Raw genomic sequence first — 18,399 nt, 5'->3', positions numbered from 1 at the left:
CATTGTTACAAAGGTGGGCAAGGATGCTCGCGGCGTCATCCTCCTCTCAAATACGACAAAAGCCGCCAGAATGGCGGCTTAAGACTCAACCCTTATCGAGCGTGATTATTGCTACAAGCAGGCCCGTCAATGTGCCTGCAAAAGTGCCATCGAGCCCTTCGAGCGCTCCAGCGCGCAATAGGCGTAATACAAGTGCACCAACAGGTAGGCCCAGGTCGTCAGTGCGAGAACGTAGAAGTTCAGCAGCACGTTGGTATCGTCACCGGGGATTTTGTAGAAGTCGTAGATACACGCAATAGCCAGCGAGGCGAGCATTCCCAGCATCACGCCAATAGCATGGAAAGTCTCCCTGGCGCTGACCAGCCTGAGCGCAAAATAAACGAGATAAATGGAAAAACCGACCCACATCATTACGTAATAATACGGAAGGAGCGTGGCCAGAACGGTGGTCGAAATTAGAGCCAACGTCCCCACTATAGCACCCGCAAACATCATGACATCGTTACGAACTGACGGCTTATAGGTATGAGTAACAGCCATTAGTCCAAGGACAGTAATAATTGGAATGCCAAAGGCTCTTGAAAAGGCGTCGCAAAAATAGGAGATGAGATAAGCAAACTTTAAGCCCGTGATGAAGAAGACCAGGAAGTTTGTCGCCGAGAACGCCACCACAAACCACTCAAGAGCAAGTAAATAGTTTCGTTTTTTAAGAAACTTGACCCCATAAACAAGCCCAGACGCGAACAGCAAAAAGCAAGCAATACAGAGAACAGCATTTCGGAGATCCATAACAATAGCCTCGATGCATCTGACAGGAAGATTGATGAGTTACTTGTTTTCAGGAATAAGCTCGGCAAGGTAGGTGGCGATCGCTTTGCGCTCATCTGCCGACAGCGAAGCCGCTACCGCTTTCATTGCACCGGTTGGCTCGCGTCTCTCTCCGGTGGCAAAAGCGTTGAGCTGCGCCAAAAGGTAATCGTGCCCTTGTGCTGCCAAACGCGGAAACGAGTCGTGACCCATCAAGTTTTCGCCGTGACAGGCGACACAGCCCCGTGTCTGCACCAGCTGTTTGCCTGTTTCCCTCGAGCCCTCACCAGGAGAAGAAGAGGCGTTTTTGCTGACAGGTTGCGTGGCGTAGAAATTCACCAGCAGGTCGATTTCGTCGCCGCTCAGGGTCATCGCCAGTGGCCCCATATTGGGATAGATCCGTTGCCCACTGGCAAAACTGTGCAACTGCGTAGCAAGGTACGCGGCCGGCTGCCCTGCCAGGCTTGGATAACGCGAATTGAGCGAGTTGCCCTTGCTGCCATGGCAACCGGTGCAGGCATCGGTCAAATGCGGCCAGTTTCCGCGATCGGCTTGGTAAGCCTCGGTAGACGTGGTGATGTAGTTCTGCAAGCGATAGAGATCGAGAAGGTCTCGCCCGAAAATCACCAACAGCACAGCAACGACCGCAATGACTCCGAACGCTATGATTTTTTTCATCTGCGCCCCCTATACCCGACGCAAGGAATTGAGCACCTGCAAGGCGCTGTGGTGGCCGGCGCGAACGGCGCCATCCATGTATCCCGCCCAGATGTCGGCGGTCTCGGTACCAGACCAGAACAGATTCCCGCAGGGAGGGCGCAGAGCCTCACCATGCTTCGACCAGAAACCTGGTGGAATCGGAGAAACGCAAGTGATCGTCCAGGGATCGAATTGGGCCCAGTCATGATCGTGATAAGACACAGGGTTGAGCGCTTCCTCCCCCAGGGCCCGTGCATAAATTTGCGTTTGCACGTGCTTCGCCGCTTCGGGATCGGAAGGCGCCGCCGCGTTCAAAACGAACGCGTTGATCACACCGATTTCCCCATTCGGCGGCGAATTGTCGTAGGCCCAAATGACCGGGCCGCCGACCTGGATGATATGGCCGTTCAAGCCCTTGTCACGCCAGAAAGGTCGGGGGTAAACCATCGCTGTCTTGCGTGCCGGAGAGTGCGCAGGCCACGCGAGTTGCAGCGCTGCTCGACCTTCCGGCAATGGCGGGTCGAACTGCAAGCGTTGGCAGAGCGCGGGATGAATCGCCATGATGACCCGCCGGGCACGTATCTCGCCCTTATCCGTTTGCAGTCTGACGATGTCGCGGTTCCAATCGGCAATGTTGCGAACCGGACAGGACAAGCGAACTTTATCGCCCAACAGCTCCGCCATTTTGCTGCTGAGAATCTGCGACCCACCGACGATGCGTGTTCCCTGCGCGCTGTCCTTGATGGAGTCGAGCCTCATGTATTCACAACCGGCCGAGTTGATCATCGACAGAAAATGCAGAAAGCCCATCTTGGCAGGCGTAACGCCGCAGGTCAGGAGGAAGCTGGCGTTCCACCCTGCCCGGTCCTCAGGCTTGATGTTCTGCTGAGCCAGCCAGTCACCCGCCGAGAGTTTGTCCAATTCGGCGGCCCTGGGTGACTTCCACGGTGCACCGCACGGCACGTCCCGCGACAGCTCACTGAGCTTTGCCGAAACGGTTTCATCGGTGCCGAACGTGCCTTTCAAATCGACAGCAACACGTCCGTCACCTCCGAGGATGACCGTTTCGCCCTCGTAGAAACTGGGAAACGTACCCACCTCAAGTTCTCGGGCGAGATCCGCTACGGCCGTTTGTCCCGGGCCGATCCACTGCCCTCCGACTTCAGAAATGTACCCTGAGCCAAGGTCATGATTGAGTGTGCGCCCGCCTACGCGATCCCGCGCTTCGAGCACCAAGAGAGACTGGCAACCCGCCAGATGCAGGTCGCGGGCAGCCGTCAGACCGGCCAGGCCGGCACCAATGATCACGACATCCAGAACATCGTCCGAGCTGTCTTTCAAAAGCGCATCGGCGGCATTGGCCAGGCCGATGTTCAAACCAATCGATCCCACCGCCGCTGAAGCGCCGGCCAACTTGAGCAGTTGCCTGCGTTTTAAATCCGGGGGTGCGTCAGTGCTGGACTTAATGGCCATGCTCGATGCCTCACATAACGTTATTGTTGGATTAATCACTCATTGCAGAGCGTCGATGCGGCAGTAAAAGAGCGGTGGCAGAAACGCAAACATCCATTTTGACTTTCCGCAGACGAACGACTGCCCGGCCAGTAACTTCAAGGCCAGCGCCACCACTACAAATCAGAGTGTTGTTTTCCAGTGACTCTTCGTTCTTTGAACCATTAATCGCTAACGATAAGGCCGAGCCTCAATCTTCGAAGCCTTGCGATTGGTGTATTCGTCGAGGCTGTTTGCCACCCCCAGCGCCAGACTCACGGCGCACCATTGCAGCGGTTCTGGCAGTGTTTTCGGGGTTTTGTGACGCAGTGCAGCGAGCAACGGATGCTCGATACCGCCGATTCTTTCCGCCAGCAGATGCCCGATCAGCGACTGGGTGGCAATGCCGTGTCCGGAGCAGCCTGCGGTGTAGAGAATATTGTGGTGGGTTCCGGTTTCGCCCACCACCGGCAACGCGTCGTAGGCCATGCTGACGTAGCCGCTCCAGCACGATTGAATACCAATGCCGCGCAAAGTCGGGAAGCGTGCGCCCAGCGTCTTTTCCAGCTCGCGGTAAGCGACGTCGTCGGGAATGTTCGGGGTTTTGGAACCGTACACATAGCCAAGCCGTTTGGTGGTCAGCAGCAACGTATTGCGTGCCGTCAGACGATGGCTTTCCATGGTCCAGTGCGGTGTCATCAACCCTTCCCGCCCTGCCCATCCCAATGACGCCAACTGCTGCGCGGACAATGGCTCTGTTTCGACTGCCGACACCCGAAATGGAACAATCTTGTCGCGCAGAAGCCCGATTTGCGGCGTATAGGCATTGGTGGCCAGCACCAAATTCGGGGCTGTCGCACGACCGTGCGTGGTTTGGCAGGTGATCGTCGGCCCATCGGAATACGACACCAACTTCGTATTCTCATACAGTTTCACGCCTGCCTGGAGCGCCGCCCGCCGCAGTCCCATCACGTATTTGCCGGGGTCCAGCGTACCGCCATGGCGTTGCAGGCAGCCAAACAGAAATGCCGGTGGAATCCCCCGTGCGCGCATTTGAGCCTGATCCAGAAACTCGGTACGGGAGCCAAGTTCGTCACCCACTGCCATACTCTTGCGCAGCTTTTTCTCCTGAGAAGGATGGATGCCCGCCCTGATGATTCCGGAGGCGTTGTAGTCGCAGTCGATACCCAGTTCGCGCAATCGGCCTTCGACGTAGGCGACACTTTCGTCGTAGAACCTGACGATGCTTTTCGCCTTTTCGTGACCGACACGTTTCAAGAACAGCTCGAACTCAATGCCGATGCTGCCGCCCAGATAACCGGCATTGCGACCACTGGCACCGAAACCGGCAAATTCCTGTTCAAGGATGACTACCTTCGCACCCAGCGCCGTAAGCTCCAAGGCGGTAGACAGCCCGGCAAAACCGGCACCGATCACGATGACGTCCGCACCGACATCGCTTTCGAGCTCGGGCTGCAAATCAACCGGACTCTCGACCCAGCCACCCAATCGGCGGAAATGCCCGCCGGCAAAGTGGCTTTCCAGCTCTTGCGCTTGATAAGTCATGGACATGTGATGCGCTCCTATCGACTCAGGATGTGAATAGCGACCGCTGCTTCTTCAACACCCTGAAGCCCGCCACCGTTTTCTTGGATGGCATGCCGCGCGCCGTGTACCTGGCGTGCGCCAGCTTCCCCGCGCAATTGCGTGGTCAACTCGTACAACTGACCGATACCCGTTGCGCCGAGCGGATGCCCCTTGGACTCCAACCCGCCGGAGGTATTGATCGGTATCCGGCCGCCCAGGGTGAAATCGCCCCGCTCGGCGCAGATCCCGCCCTCCCCCAACGGCGCCAATCCGAGGTTTTCTGACTGGATGATTTCCCCCATTGCCGACGCGTCGTGCACCTCGGCCACATGCATATCCTGCGGACCAAGGCCAGCAATCTCATAGGCCTCACGCGCGGCCAGGAGGCTAACGTGCTTATGCGGTTCGTCCAGGCCCCGCAAGGTGAAGCTGCGGATCACGCTGGCGGCGATCCGCACACAACGTTTCGGATCGGCACCGATCCGCTTCAGGCCTGCTTCCGTGCAGAGAATCGCGGCCGCCGAGCCGTCGGACAACGGAGCGCACATTGGCAGGGTGATCGGATAGGTGATGGGCGGCGCCGCCAGCACTTCTTCAATGGTGAAAGTCTTGCGGAACTGCGAATAAGGGTTGTGCACCGAGTGTTGATGGTTCTTCGCGCAGACCGCCGCGATCTGGCGCTGAGTGGTGCCGTATGTCTTCATATGCCAGCGACACATGGCGGCATAGATGGCCATGAACTTGCTGTACGGACGATCAGACTCCGAACCTGGTGGAGGAACGATGCCCTCGCCCATTTTTACCAGCGTGGCGTAGTTCTCTTCGGCAGTGGAAACATCCCAGCCGGTTTCGAAGAGGGACAGCGCTCTCAATTTATCGGGCACATTCATCTTCTCGGCGCCGAGTGCCAATACCACATCGGTGGCACCTGCACGCAGGCTTTGTACTGCCAGATGAACGGCGGTACTCCCCGAGGCGCAAGCATTCTCGACATTGTAGATAGGCACGCCTTCAATACCGATCTTGCTGCAAATCACCTGTCCCGGAATGGAGAGCTGCCCTTGCAATTTACCGTTGGTGATGCCGGCGTAGAAAACGGCGCCGATATCGGAGCGCTGGGCACCGGCATCCGCCAGTGCCCCCTGCAATGCCTCCAGCGCCAGATCCTGAAGACTGCGCTCGAGGTGACGCCCGAACTCGGTCATGGCAATGCCGGCAATGTAGATAGGTTCCATCAGATAACTCCCCTCAAATTCGCCGAGTAACGCTTTGCCAGTAATGGGCACGCAGATCTTTCTTCAGCACTTTGCCGACAGGGCTGCGTGGCAATGCATCAATGAAATCCACGGTTTTCGGTGCCTTGACCGAGCCGAGCCGGGCCTTGCACAGCTCAATCAGTTCTTCGGCGCTGACGTTGTGCCCGGAACTCAACTCGACCACCGCCTTGACGCTCTCGCCCCACTGCTCATCTGGTACGCCGATCACCGCGCAGTCCTGCACTGCCGGATGGCCCCAGAGCACCTGCTCGACCTCGCTCGGATAAACGTTGAAGCCACCGGAGATGATCATGTCCTTCTTGCGGTCGGTGATGTGCAGGTAGCCGTGAACGTCAAGATGGCCGATGTCGCCGGTGTGCAGCCAACCGTCGATGATGGTTTCCGCAGTTTTTTCCGGGTCCTTGTAGTAGCCCTTCATTACCAAGTCGCCACGCACGCAGATTTCACCGGTTTCGCCTTGGGCGAGGATTTCTCCGTCATTGTTGAGAATCTCGACGCGCACCAGTGGGTTGGGCCGGCCGACCGAGGAAAGGCGCTCGTCAGGTGCCAGGCGGCCGCCCTGTAGATGTTCGCTGGGTGGCAGGTTGGAGATCGCGGCCGGTGCTTCGGTCTGGCCGTAACCGCCGGCCATCACTGGGCCAAACGTCTCGATGGCCAGCTTGAGCTTTTCCACCGACATCGGCGCTGCGCCGTAGAGGAAGTATTTCAGTGAACTGAAATCAACCTTCTGCGCCAGGTCGGGCACATCGAGCAGGCGATAGATCACCGTTGGCGGCAGAAAGATCTCGGTCACCTTGTACTTCGCAATCATCCCCAGCATCAGTGCCGGATCCGGCTTGGTGATCACGACCACGGTACCGCCGCGCGCGGTGCAAGGCACCGCGAGCATGCCGGCCGTGTGGGTCATTGGTGCGGCTGCTAGATTGACCGGCAGATGATCGCCCTCGTACGGGCAACTGATCATGAAGTGGGCGCAGAATGTCTGCAGGCTGCGATGGGTGTTCATCACCCCTTTCGGCAGACCCGTGGTGCCGCCGGTTGGCGAGATCGCCACCACATCGTCAAGTTGGTATTCGACCTTGGGCGGCGTACTCGGCTGCCCCTCGATCCAGGCCTTGAGCGAAGGTGCCTCGGGCAGGTGGTCGTCGATACAGATCCACAAGCGGATCTTCGGCAGGCTCTCGCGCAACGAGTCAATGATCGGTGCGAATTCCTTCTGGAAGAACAACACTTCGCAATCGAAAGCATCGAGTACGTAGCGGTTCTCTTCGGCACTGTTACGCGCGCCGACGGGAATCCAGCACAAGTTGGCGCGCCAGAGTCCCAGCGCGCAGGTCCAGGCCACGGCATCGTTGGCCGACCAGATCGCACCTTTGGTGCCCTTGGGCAAACCCTCGGCCAATAGCGCGTTGGCGATACGGCATGACAAGTGGCGAACTTCGGTAAAGGTGAATACCCGGTCGTCCTGGATATACGCCGCGCCGTGCGGATTGATCCGCCAGCCACGGTCGAAGAAATCAATAATCGCCATGTCGGTCACTTCACAGTTGGGTAACGGTTGCGCGAGCCAGGCCACGCTGTTCGAGGAAGCCCAGCAGGTAGCGATGGCCGAAGGCTTTCGACGCCGAGGCAAAACCGACCTTAGCGCTGTCGTTGTTCAACAGCTTGACCACGGCTGCCGCATGCAAGGCGCCGGTGGCGATGTAAGGGGTAATGCCGTGCACGGTGGCGCGCACCGCCGTCAGTTGACCGCGGCCGATTGCGAAGTCGACGGTGCGTTGCAAGGTGCTGCGCTCGCGCGGTGGCATGCTTGGGGTGGTCGACTGCACGAGGCTATTGATCACCGCGTCCTGCTGCTCTTTCGGCAGGTGCTTGTATTCGGCTTCCCACTTCTCACCTAGGCCGTGGACCATTTTCATCACCGGGTTGTCGTAGAAACCGACACAGGACATGCAACTGCGCACCCGGCCATCCTCCTCGTAGAACACCGGCAACGAAGTGCCGCCCCATGGCAGGCAGAACACCGATTCCAGAAGATCGGGACAGACCACGTTGAAGCTCGTATTCGGCGCATATGGCACCAGTTCCTTCTCCCACAGGTAGGCACCGGGGTAGCGTACGCCTTCGAAAATGGTGGCCGTTGAACCGACGGTCACACCGGCGGCACCGGTACGTGGCCCACGGGTCAGGGTTGCGGTTTCCAGCGAATCGACGCCCGGAGTTTCCAGGGCCAGCTCGGCGGCGATCTCGGCGTAGGTGTACATGTACGCGAGCGATGGCGACAGCAGCAGCCCAGCCTGGCGGTATAGCTCGCCAAACTGATCGCGCAAGGCACGAATGTGCGCTTGCTCACCGGCCGGATCCAGATAATGACAGCCGGCCTTCAATGCCGCTTCAACGGCGGTCAGGCCAAAATTGATGAATGGGCCGACCGTGTTGCAAACCACGCGCGCGCCTTTGAACACCGAAGTCAACGCTTCGACCTCGTGGGGGCACTCAATGATTTCGTAGGTCGCCGACTCCAGGCCGACAACGCGTTGCGCCATCATTTCCTGGGCACGGCCGGCGTTGCGCGCCACGGCGGTGAACGGGATGTGCTGGTCGATCAACCAGTCCATGATCAGCATGCCGGTGTAACCACTGGCGCCGTAGACAACCACAGGATATTTGGCCATCGGGATGTACCTCATTGTTGTTATTGGATGAGTGATGTCGGGTGAATTTTCAGGGTTAGTTGTTCGCCCAGCCTTCGGCGTAAAGCTGCTGGGCCAGCAGCCCCAGGCGCATAGTCAGAACACGGTTCTCCCCATCCTCGATCAGCGAAGACTGGGTGTCGCGCAACAACTTCTCGATCGGGTATTCGCGGGTGGTGCCGTTGCCACCGAACAGGCGGAAGGCTTCTTGCACAACGGCCATCGCCTCTTCGGTCACCGTGACCTTGGCGGCAGCTGTGGCGTAGGGATGGGTTTGCGGCGACAGACGCGCGAAGCTCAGCGAACGTCGGGCGACAGCGCGGGCGGCCTCGACACGGCGCAGCATTTCGCCCAGGCGCAGGCGGGTCATCTGGTGGTCGATCAACGGATGACCGCCCTGACGGCGTTCATGACAGTACTGCAGCGCCATTTCGAATGCTGCGCGCGCGACGCCGGTGAACACCTGGCTCATGTGCGTGCCGGCAAACGACCAGGAAGAGCTGACGGCGCCGTAGTAGGTATCACGCTCGGCGATTGCAAAGCGCCGGGGCACTCGCACGCTGTCGAAGTAGATTTCGCCTTGTGGCAGGGAACGCTGACCGATCTTGTCCAGCGGCTTGCCTTTAGATACGCCTTTGAGATCCAGCGGAATGATCACCGCAATACCATGCGGCCGACCGTTGGCATCGTAGAAACCGTCACCGTAATCGGCGCAGATCATACCCAGCGCGACCTGCGCGACGGCTCCGTTGGATACCCACGCCGAGCTTTGACCGTTGAGGATGATTTCATCGCCGACCACTTTGGCGGTCAGGTTGCCGATATTTCCAGGCTTTCCTGCCGGCCAGTCACGCGCCATATCGAAGATCTGGTTGTCGCTACCACGATCGGGTTGGGTGGCCATCCAGCAACCGATCCGGCCCTGGCAGAGCTCGGCCAATTCGGTATTGCCGGCGGCGACGGCCATTTGCAGCGGGAAGTCAGCACAGCCAAGGGAAATTGCCAGGCCGGCATCGCCCCAACCGAGTTCTTCGCCGATCAGTGATTCGATCCGTACCGCCATATCCGGTGGCAACTGTGCCAACAGCGCCGGATCAAGCCCCAACTTGGCGAACTCGCTGAACATCGAATAGTAAGGCGAGCCTGGGGCAATCACCTCTTCCGGTGTCATGCGGTCCAGCTCGCGACCCAATGGGCGCAACACCTCTTTGGCGAAGCGGTGGACGGAGGCCTGAATCGCAGCCTCCTCTTCTGTCAGCGGTGTTTCGAAGCCGGACAGTCCGGCAGCTGGCAGGGTAAGCGTCGATTTGAGCGAGATCATCAGAGTACCTCCATCGAGAATGGCAGGCCGTTGCGCTTTGCAACGTTCTGCGTCTTGTTATTTGCGATCGACTCTAACAAGCAAAATTATTTAACGCAACAACTGTTATGTTAATTATTTTGCGCGTGAAGACGCGCTTTCAGGCACGGGGGAACCGGCCGAAAATCAGCAGGAAGTTTTAGAAAATGACCAAGCCAAATGTCGGGAAGCGGGCATCGCGCTGGCCTCCCGACATCGCAGCGGCATCAGCGCTGAGGGACGACGCCTCGTCGTGAAAACAGAATCGGTGAGCCGTCACTGTTCAGCAGCGACGCCGTGAGCGAAACACCGTCGCCGCTGGGTTGCTCGTGAAAACTCTGTCCACCGTCGTCACTGCGCACAATCAAACCGTCGAGTCCCACCGCGATGACTTCTCGCCCGGAGACATCGATGGCTGTGACTGAACTTTTGCTTTGCAGCGGCACGCGCTGCCAGCTCGAGCCGTCTGCGGAACCATGCAGTAACGTGCCGCGTTGTCCGCCTACCAGCAGCGAGCCGTCGCTCAGGACAGCCCCCGTCCACAACGTGCCGCTGTAGCCGGTATCCAGGTAGCGCCAGTGCTTGCCCTGATCATCGGAGCGCAACAATTGGCCGCGCTCTGCGGTGGCATACAAGCGCCCTTTTGCATCGGCAAACAGTCCCATCAGATTCAGGTCGGCACGACTCGATCCGGGTGGCGCGTCGAGTTTCTGCTCGATCCAGGTCTGGCCACCATCGTCAGTGGTCAGCACCAATGACCACAGCCCCACTGCAACACCTTGCATGGCGTTGAAGAAATGCACGGCAAACAACGGCCGATCTTCTGCGCTGGACAGCCGCTGAACTTGCCAGACATCGCCGCCGTCGTTGCTGACCAGAATCGCGCCCCAGTGGCCGACCGCCCAGCCTTGCCTGGCGTCGACGAAGGAAACTCCCGTCAGGGGCGTAGACAGCGGCACGGAAGTCGCCTGATGAAAGTGTTGCCCGTGGTCATCCGACAGCAACACCATGCCGTGATCGCCGACTGCGACGACTCGCTCCTTGGCCCAAGTGGCACTCAACAAGATGGCGGCTGCAGCATTGCTTGCATGCGTTGCTGGTACTGCTTGCAACGGTGATGCCTGTAGCAAAGTCGGTGACAGAGTCGCTGCGAGCAGGATTGAGATAAGGGGAATAGGGTTTCGCATCATGTTCTCCTCAATGCACCAGCGCGCCGATCAGACGCACGGGGCGCCGGCGCGGAAATACCCGCTCGAGCCAGACGGCGAAGGCCGGCAGCACGGTCATGGCCATGACCATGTTGACCAGGAACATGAAGGCCAGCAGCTTGCCCATGTCGGCTTGGAACTTGAGATCGGAAAAAGCCCAGGTTGCCACTCCCACCGCCAGCGTGATCGCAGTGAAGATGGTCGCCACCCCTACTTCCAGCAGCGCATGCTCGACCGCCTTGGTGATCGGTTGTCCATGGGCTTGGTGCAGTTGCAGGCGGTTGTAGATGTAGAAGGCGTAATCCACTCCGATGCCGACGGCCAATACCATCACCGGCAAGGTCGCGATGGTCAGGCCGATCTGCAGCTCCTTCATGAACCAGTAGCCGATGAAGGTACCCAGGGTCAGGGGCAGGCAGCACACCAGGACCGCGCGCCAGTCGCGGTAGACGACAAACACCAGTAGAGCGATGGCTCCGTAGACGTAGAGCATCATCGGCAGTTCGCTCCTTTCCACCTCCTCGTTGATCGCGGCGATCACCCCGGCGTTGCCGGAAGCCAAGCGCACGCTCACGCCGGGTTGGGTGAACTCGGCACGGAACGCCTTGGCAGCGGCGATTACCCTATGGATGGTTGCTGCCTTGTGATCCGCCAGAAATAGATGCACGGCCGTCATGCTGCAATCGGGGCGCATCATTCCAGGCACGCGGGCCACCTCGGCGGCCATCGATGAGTAGTTGGTCGGGTCGATGGGCACCGCATTCATTTTCGGGTTGCCCTCGTTATAGCCCTCGTTGAACTGACGCATGCTGTTGGAAAACGAGGTGACCGAAACCACTCCGGGAACGCCTTGCATCGCCCAGACGAAACGGTCCTGGTATTGGCCGAGCGCGACGTCTTCACAGAGGTTGGTGGTTCCGTCAGACGGGGCCTCGAAGACCACACTGAGCCAGTCCAGACCGATGTCGTAATTGCTGGCGATGGCCACCGCATCGCGATTGAAGCGCGCCTCCTCGCGCAGCTCCGGTGCACCGGCCTGTAGGGAACCGACGACCCGGTCATGGCTCTGCCAGGCCGCCGTGACAAATATCAGCAATGCCATGCCAAGCACCCAGCGCACGTTGTGCCATTCGGTCAGTCGGGCAAAGCCGTGCAACCAACGGGCACGGCGCTGACGGGAGATTTCCTCGGCAGCGGCGTAACCGGCGTCCACCCGCAACATCGACGCCACCACCGGCAGCATCACCAGATTCGTCATGATCTTGAAAGCCACCCCTAGTGAAGCGGTGATGGCCAGTTCGCGCACCATCGGTATCGGGATCAGCAACAGGGTCACGAACGACACGAAGGCGGTCACCAGGGCGAGAGTGCCGGGGATCAGCAAGCCGCTGAAGCTGGCCCGTGCTGCACCCTCGACAGATTTGCCGCAAGCGATCTCGCGAATGATGAAATTGATCTGCTGGACGCCATGGGACACACCGATGGCAAACACCAGAAAAGGCACCAGCACCGCGAGCGGATCAAGCCCGTAGCCGAGCAAGCGCAGGGCACCGAACTGCCAGATCAACGACACCAGCGAACAGCCCACCGCCAGCAAAGTGAAACGCACTGAATGGCAGTACCAGTACACCGCAGCAGCCGTCAGCAGCAACGCCAGCAGGCAGAACTCCAGAACCGCCGAAGCGCCTTCGGCAATATCACCGATCTGTTTGGCGAAGCCGATGATCTGGATTTCGAAGTCACTGTCTTCAAACTGGCCACGAATCTTCTCCTCCAGCACCCGGTTGTACGCCACATAATCGAGGCGCTCGCCGCTGGCATCGAATTCGTTGAGATCCACGGTGATCATTGCACTACTCTGATCACGTGCGACCAGAGTACCGATGAAGCCCCCCTGAGCCGTCGAGTCGGCAATCATGGCAATGCTGGCATCATCGAGACTCTCGGGCGTCACCGTGCCCGGCACAAGTGGGTCAGCGCGAAAGCCCTCCTCGGTGATTTCGTTGACAAATGCATTGGGCGTCCATAACGAACGCACGCTGCTGCGCGAGACGTTGGGCAGGAAAATCAATGCCTGGGTCACATCGTAAAGACGCTTGAGCCCTGCCCTATTCCAGATCGTGCCCTTGCGAGCCTTGACCACAACCGTCAGGCGGTTCGCACCGAGCAGGTCATTGCGATAAGTCTCGAAGGTTTTGATGTACTCGTGGCCGATCGGCAGCTGCTTTTCGAACCCTGCCTCCATGCGCAGCTGCACCGCAAACCAGGCCATGCCCAAGGTGAAAACGGCCAGGCTCAACAGCGTCAGCAGGCGGTGAGTAAAAAGCCACTGCTCGATGCGCGGCAACGTCCCGCGCACCTTGGTTTCCGTCATTTTCAAGGAACTGTTCACGGCGCGCCTCACAGGGTTCGGGAAACCACAAGACCGACGTAGTCGCGATCGCGCAGCAATTGGTCGTAGGGAGTCTTGCCGCCCATGAACTTCGCGTAGTTGGCGGAAACCTGCCAACTCGCAGGGTTACGCACGAAATTCAGATACAGGTTCATGCTGCTGGCATCCTCGGTAAAGGTTGCAGCCAGATTTGGTGTCCGCCCGCCCAGTGATCGCGAATAGAAGATGCCTGGCGTGACCTGCCAACCAGGAATCAATGTCCCGTCATAGGTGAGACTGAAATCGACATTAATGCCCGATGAGGTTTTATCGCCCTTGGCCGTCGGCGGCGTCGCCGGATCCAGTTGCCAGTTGTTCAAACCAGCGGAGATCAATTCACCGTTGACGTTGTCATGCAGGCCGGGATATTTCACGACCACCAACTCGGACAGTAGAGTGCCCGTACTGGCACCTGTGAAGTCGAGCAGTGTCGGGGAGTTGGAGGGTGTGACGCTGTATATGCCAGTCAGGTGCCACTGGAATTTTTTCTCGTCCTTCCAGCATTTTCCGCCATTACTGGCACAGGCATCGATAACCGGGTTGAGTGGCACAGCATCCTTGGGACGGTAGGACAACTCCGTGCCAACAGCCCAGTCCCCCATCGGCATATTGGCGCTGATGCCGTAGAGCATACGGTCTTCCGGATATACCCACTTTTGCGCCAAAGCGAAGGTGTCCGGGTCCAGCACCTGCAGAGTCAGGGACGGCAGCTTTTCGTGATAGCGCATCACGTAAAGGCCGAGATTGAGATCGGTGCCATCCGGTTGCCAACGCAGCGAGACACCCCATTGGCCGCTATCGCGTGCATCCTTTTCGTCGGCCCCATAGGCCTTCATGCCTTTGCCTAGCGAGTTGGTAGTTGACCAGTAACTGCCCACAGGCGGTAATTCGCTCTTGTTCCATCCAAACTGCCAGTAGGCTTCAACGTTCACGCCGGATCCCAGACCCGAAGCGAGACTGAGCATCGGGGCGGGCAACACGGCTTCCTTGAGTTGCACACCAGGACGTGCGAGGGCCTGGTAGTCGTAAGCGTTGGTGTTGTTGATGCCACCCACCACGAACAGACTCTCACCCCAGTTAATCACCTGGTTACCCAGGCGAGCCCGAACGCGCTGATCACCGACATCGAAGCTCTTGCTGACCCACAGATCCAGCAGACGCGCCTTGAATTCGAGATCGTCCCGAGCGCTGCTGGTGAGGCCATCGCTCCCCACTCCCGCAGGTGTATTGGCTGATAACGCGCCGCTGGTGTCGGTCGCGGCGAAGTCACGGATCCAGCTGCCACGCGCCATGAAGGTGTAGTCCTCGGGGAACTTCAGAACCAGCTCATGCGTACCCTTTATGTAGTTGGTGAACAGATCACCCTTGTCGTAATTCAAGTCGCCCTGATCACCGATGCCGGCACTGGGCGAGAGGCACCCGTTGGGTGGGTTGTGCCCACTGGCGCCACTGGTGATCAGGTTGCAGTCCCGCGATTCGGTGCGCAGCCCCATGCCCACGGCGATGGTGGAATCGAACGATCCGTGGACGTTGTCGGCTTCAAAGGTGAACGCCATTGCAAAAGGAGTTGCACACGCGATGACAAGACCAGAGGTTTTACTGATTATTTTTTTCATGTCTGTTCCCGGAAGCCGCAGTTAGCGTTCGCTGGTGGCACGCAGATTGTCTGAGGTGTAGAAGTCGCGTTTCAGACGAGGGTTGTTGGCGCTATCGGTCAGCCAGCGATGGTCGTTCTTGCCGGTTCCAATGGAGGTCATGTCGTACAGGTAGCGACCATCAACGAGGTTGTATTGCGCCTGGGCTTCCATGTCGCAGGTGCCGGTCTCGTATACCGGGATCGTGTAACCCTCGCGGACTTTCCAGATTTGCCCTTGTTTGTCGTAGTCCACCGCCATCAGCGCGTTCCAACTGTCCTCGTCGATGTAGAACAGGCGCTTCGGCGCCTGATGGCGCATGCCTTGGCGGACGGTGGCCTCGACCACCCAGACGCGGTGCATTTCATAGCGGCGCGACTCGGGGGCGATGAAGTCGCGCTTGGCCACATCATCGATCTTCGCCGAGTTGTCGTAGGCGCCGAACGAGTTGTAGGGCACGAGCATTTCCTGCTTGCCGACCAGCTTCCAGTCGAAGCGATCCATCGGGCCGAAGAACACGTTGGACTCATCGATGGTGTATTGATTGTCCAGACCGATTTGCGGTGCGTCGTAGGAGTACGCCGGCATACGACGTACCCGGCGCTGGCCCGGGAAGTAATAGAACGTGGTGGCTTGCTCGCCAGCCTTGGTAGTCACCACCCCGGCCTGCCCGGCAAGGGCTGCGGGGTCGGAGTAGCTGAAGTAGGTCGCGACTTCGAGGCGATCGAATGAGGAAAACAGCGCGCTGCCCTTCACTCCCCATGGCGTGTACATGAACCAGTCGGTGGAGGTTCGTAGCCAGTCTTCACTGCCCTTGCGTGGCGAAATCCCGGAGACGGTTTTCGACATATCGAAGCCGACGCCGCGGTAGCGCATTTTCATGTTCCACATGACCTCGGCACCCGAGGTCGGAAACGGAAACGGAATGCCGGGCACGTAGGCTTCCTGCAGCGCCAGGCCGTCGCCGTCGAGCTTGGCGAAACCGACGTTCTTTTTGGTGTTTTCTGCAACGAAATCGGGTACGCCACAACTGCGACGCGTCGGGTACACATCCATCCGGTAACCCGGAATCTTTTTGAACATTTCCACCTGGCCAGGTGAAAGCTTGCTGGCGTATTTCGCGACGTTGCCCGAATCGATTCTGAACAGCGGTTTGTCGTCCTTGAACTTCCATTGCTGCCCGCGCACTTGGCCATGACTCCAGCCGGCACCCTGTGGGCCTGGTGGTGTCCAGGCCGGAATGACACCATCGGCGCTCGCCGCGACCTCGCCTCCCAGTGGGGTCAATTGGGTTCCGAGCAACGCAGGATCCTTTTCTGCCGCCTGCCCAGTACAGATAAAAGCCGATGCGGCGATGGCCGCGATCAGATGTCTGATCCCGACACCCGTAGAAACATCGGTGTCTGGGCGCTCAATCACTTTGTTCATTGGAGGATCCTCGTGGGCCTTGATCGGCAACGTGCCCGTTTTGAAAGCGGTAACACGGTGCCTGCGCTAACCTAATCAACTGACTTGATCAAATGACCAAGTCATTCGACCAAAGCAAGGCGAGTGCCAAGATTCGAGGTGTTGGAAATAGTCGTTTCTTATCAATCAATTGAGATGATATCGGGAGGGTTGGGCGCGAGATGCTCCCGCCAAAACGTATCCAAGTGTTTCGTCGGAACGCACCAAACCGGGAATTAACGAAACAAGCGTTACCATTAAGGTGCAACGGTCTCAGGACGTATGAGAGCCTCTGACGCTCTCTGTAGCGTTGCTGTAGCATCCGCTAGCGTTGACACCGCCCACAGCAGAGACGGGGCGTCAGAAATATTGGAGATTGCTGATCTATGGCCAGAATGGGCGCTGAATTACGCAGGCAGGATTTCGTCGAAGCGACGGTCAAGGTCATTGCCGAACACGGAGTCGCCAATGCAACCACCCGGCGCATCGCGTCGGCTGCCGGCTGCCCGTTGGCCTCGTTGCATTACGTGTTCCATACCAAAAACGACCTCTTCTACGCGGTCTACGAGTCTCTTTTCAACCTGCCCCATCAAGCCTTGGCGCACGTGCCTGCGGGGACTACAGCTGCTGAAACGGCCGCTGAAGTGCTTCGTCAACTGATTACGTGGTTTACCGAAAATCCTGAGGAAGCCAAGGCGCAAACCGAGCTTTTCTTCTGGGCCATGCGTAACGACCCCGGGATGGCGAGCAAGATATACGCAGTTGCCATAGAGGCGACTGAGCAAGCCTTGGAGCGCGCCATCGGTGCGGAGCTCGAAGCCCCCGTGCTGAAGGCTTCCAGTCGCTTGCTCATCCACTTGGTCGACGGTCTGACCATCGCATGGTTCGCCCATGGCGACCTGGAACGCCTAAAGGCAGAAACCGAGACGGCCTGCACTGCGCTGGCCCTGTTGGTGGCCAGTCACTGAGTCCTGGCCAGGCACGATCTTTACATGCTGCTGACCAGGTGTCCTCCATCCACCGCCAGGACGCTACCGGTCATGAACGCACCGGCATCGCTAGCAAGCAGCAGAAACGGCCCCTCCAGCTCGTGCAGCTCGCCCAATCGACGCATGGGAACCTGCTCGCGAATGTAGCTGTTGCCCTTGTCGCCCTCGAAAAAGGCATCATTCATCTCTGTCTTGAAGTAGCCTGGGGCTATGGCGTTGACACGGATCCTGTAGCGCGCGAGTTCCAGCGCCAGCGACTTGGTCAGTTGCACCACACCGGCCTTGGCGGCGCAGTAGTGGCTGTAACCGGTGCTGACGCGTACTCCGAGTATCGAAGCGATGTTGACGACGCTGCCGCCACGCCCGGCCTTGACCAACCGTTGCGCGGCGACCTGGGCAACGCGCCAGACACCGTCCAGGTTGGTCGACAGCATGGCGCGCCACTCCTCTTCGCTGATCTCCAGCGGACGCTGGCCGCTACCGATCCCGGCGTTGTTGAGTACCACGTCGACCACGCCAAAATGCGCCTCGGCGGCGTCGAAGGCCGCCTCGACGCTGGCACGATCGGTGACGTCGAGGGCGACCGATAGTGCCTGGCCACTTTCCCACTCGATGTCCTTGGCCACTTGCCTAAGCCGCTCGACACGCCGCGCAGCCAGTACCACGCGAGCACCGGCACGAGCGGCAACCCGCGCCAGGTGTGCACCGATGCCGCTGGAGGCGCCGGTGATCAGCACTGTTCGGTCGGCAAGGGAAAAATTCTGGGCGAAATCGTGACTCATCAATACACCTCGAAAA

The 18,399-nt window shown here is 58.9% G+C and carries 14 protein-coding genes; 1 reads left to right on the top strand and 13 read right to left on the bottom strand.

Features of this window, described 5'->3' with window-relative positions; all coding sequences use genetic code 11:
- Positions 1-126: 126 nt before the first annotated feature.
- The 12 genes from AC3WK5_RS02565 to AC3WK5_RS02510 form a co-directional block, all read right to left on the bottom strand.
- Entirely contained in the window at positions 127-789 is a 663-nt protein-coding gene (locus tag AC3WK5_RS02565) for a hypothetical protein (protein WP_103314668.1), read from the bottom strand.
- 39 nt (positions 790-828) lie between these two features.
- Positions 829-1,485, bottom strand: a complete 657-nt coding sequence (locus AC3WK5_RS02560; RefSeq protein WP_103314670.1) for a c-type cytochrome — start codon at positions 1,483-1,485, stop codon at positions 829-831.
- 9 nt (positions 1,486-1,494) lie between these two features.
- Positions 1,495-2,979, bottom strand: coding sequence for a flavin monoamine oxidase family protein (locus AC3WK5_RS02555; RefSeq protein WP_103314672.1), 1,485 nt, complete (start codon positions 2,977-2,979; stop codon positions 1,495-1,497).
- Positions 2,980-3,189: 210 nt separating this feature from the next.
- The gene (locus tag AC3WK5_RS02550) at positions 3,190-4,569 is read right to left on the bottom strand and encodes an NAD(P)/FAD-dependent oxidoreductase (RefSeq protein WP_103322101.1); all 1,380 of its coding nucleotides are present in this window, start codon (positions 4,567-4,569) and stop codon (positions 3,190-3,192) included.
- An 11-nt stretch (positions 4,570-4,580) separates the two neighbouring features.
- Entirely contained in the window at positions 4,581-5,819 is a 1,239-nt protein-coding gene (locus tag AC3WK5_RS02545) for a thiolase family protein (RefSeq protein WP_103322100.1), read from the bottom strand.
- Between the two features lie 13 nt (positions 5,820-5,832).
- On the bottom strand, positions 5,833-7,392 hold the full coding sequence (locus AC3WK5_RS02540) for an AMP-binding protein (protein WP_103318949.1): 1,560 nt from the start codon (positions 7,390-7,392) through the stop codon (positions 5,833-5,835).
- A gap of 10 nt (positions 7,393-7,402) precedes the next feature.
- A complete protein-coding gene (locus AC3WK5_RS02535) occupies positions 7,403-8,536 on the bottom strand; it encodes a saccharopine dehydrogenase family protein (RefSeq protein WP_103318869.1) in 1,134 nt (377 codons plus the stop codon).
- A 55-nt stretch (positions 8,537-8,591) separates the two neighbouring features.
- Positions 8,592-9,875 (bottom strand): acyl-CoA dehydrogenase family protein, encoded by a 1,284-nt coding sequence (locus AC3WK5_RS02530; protein WP_103318871.1) that lies wholly within the window; start codon positions 9,873-9,875, stop codon positions 8,592-8,594.
- 245 nt (positions 9,876-10,120) lie between these two features.
- Complete coding sequence (locus AC3WK5_RS02525) at positions 10,121-11,080, bottom strand: WD40/YVTN/BNR-like repeat-containing protein (RefSeq protein ID WP_103318951.1); 960 nt, start codon at positions 11,078-11,080, stop codon at positions 10,121-10,123.
- Positions 11,081-11,090: 10 nt separating this feature from the next.
- Positions 11,091-13,493: an efflux RND transporter permease subunit gene (locus AC3WK5_RS02520; RefSeq protein ID WP_103318872.1), complete on the bottom strand. Its 2,403-nt coding sequence runs from the start codon at positions 13,491-13,493 to the stop codon at positions 11,091-11,093.
- Positions 13,494-13,501: 8 nt separating this feature from the next.
- A complete protein-coding gene (locus AC3WK5_RS02515) occupies positions 13,502-15,148 on the bottom strand; it encodes a DUF1302 domain-containing protein (protein ID WP_350318947.1) in 1,647 nt (548 codons plus the stop codon).
- A 21-nt stretch (positions 15,149-15,169) separates the two neighbouring features.
- Entirely contained in the window at positions 15,170-16,594 is a 1,425-nt protein-coding gene (locus AC3WK5_RS02510; protein ID WP_103318874.1) for a DUF1329 domain-containing protein, read from the bottom strand.
- A gap of 404 nt (positions 16,595-16,998) precedes the next feature.
- Between AC3WK5_RS02510 and AC3WK5_RS02505 the strand changes: the two genes are divergently transcribed.
- On the top strand, positions 16,999-17,580 hold the full coding sequence (locus tag AC3WK5_RS02505; protein WP_177474721.1) for a TetR/AcrR family transcriptional regulator: 582 nt from the start codon (positions 16,999-17,001) through the stop codon (positions 17,578-17,580).
- A gap of 20 nt (positions 17,581-17,600) precedes the next feature.
- On the opposite strand, the gene AC3WK5_RS02500 is transcribed toward AC3WK5_RS02505, so the two are convergent.
- Positions 17,601-18,383: an SDR family NAD(P)-dependent oxidoreductase gene (locus tag AC3WK5_RS02500; protein WP_103318878.1), complete on the bottom strand. Its 783-nt coding sequence runs from the start codon at positions 18,381-18,383 to the stop codon at positions 17,601-17,603.
- Positions 18,384-18,399 lie beyond the last annotated feature (16 nt).

This window comes from Pseudomonas sp. FW306-02-D09B, from assembly GCF_058782685.1.
This window is presented reverse-complemented; position numbering and strand designations above follow the sequence as displayed.

Coding starts and splice junctions, on each gene's coding strand:
- AC3WK5_RS02565 (WP_103314668.1), bottom strand. CDS start 789: ATGGATCTCCGAAATGCTGTTCTCTGTATTGCTTGCTTTTTGCTGTTC.
- AC3WK5_RS02560 (WP_103314670.1), bottom strand. CDS start 1,485: ATGAAAAAAATCATAGCGTTCGGAGTCATTGCGGTCGTTGCTGTGCTG.
- AC3WK5_RS02555 (WP_103314672.1), bottom strand. CDS start 2,979: ATGGCCATTAAGTCCAGCACTGACGCACCCCCGGATTTAAAACGCAGG.
- AC3WK5_RS02550 (WP_103322101.1), bottom strand. CDS start 4,569: ATGTCCATGACTTATCAAGCGCAAGAGCTGGAAAGCCACTTTGCCGGC.
- AC3WK5_RS02545 (WP_103322100.1), bottom strand. CDS start 5,819: ATGGAACCTATCTACATTGCCGGCATTGCCATGACCGAGTTCGGGCGT.
- AC3WK5_RS02540 (WP_103318949.1), bottom strand. CDS start 7,392: ATGGCGATTATTGATTTCTTCGACCGTGGCTGGCGGATCAATCCGCAC.
- AC3WK5_RS02535 (WP_103318869.1), bottom strand. CDS start 8,536: ATGGCCAAATATCCTGTGGTTGTCTACGGCGCCAGTGGTTACACCGGC.
- AC3WK5_RS02530 (WP_103318871.1), bottom strand. CDS start 9,875: ATGATCTCGCTCAAATCGACGCTTACCCTGCCAGCTGCCGGACTGTCC.
- AC3WK5_RS02525 (WP_103318951.1), bottom strand. CDS start 11,080: ATGCGAAACCCTATTCCCCTTATCTCAATCCTGCTCGCAGCGACTCTG.
- AC3WK5_RS02515 (WP_350318947.1), bottom strand. CDS start 15,148: ATGAAAAAAATAATCAGTAAAACCTCTGGTCTTGTCATCGCGTGTGCA.
- AC3WK5_RS02510 (WP_103318874.1), bottom strand. CDS start 16,594: ATGAACAAAGTGATTGAGCGCCCAGACACCGATGTTTCTACGGGTGTC.
- AC3WK5_RS02505 (WP_177474721.1), top strand. CDS start 16,999: ATGGCCAGAATGGGCGCTGAATTACGCAGGCAGGATTTCGTCGAAGCG.
- AC3WK5_RS02500 (WP_103318878.1), bottom strand. CDS start 18,383: ATGAGTCACGATTTCGCCCAGAATTTTTCCCTTGCCGACCGAACAGTG.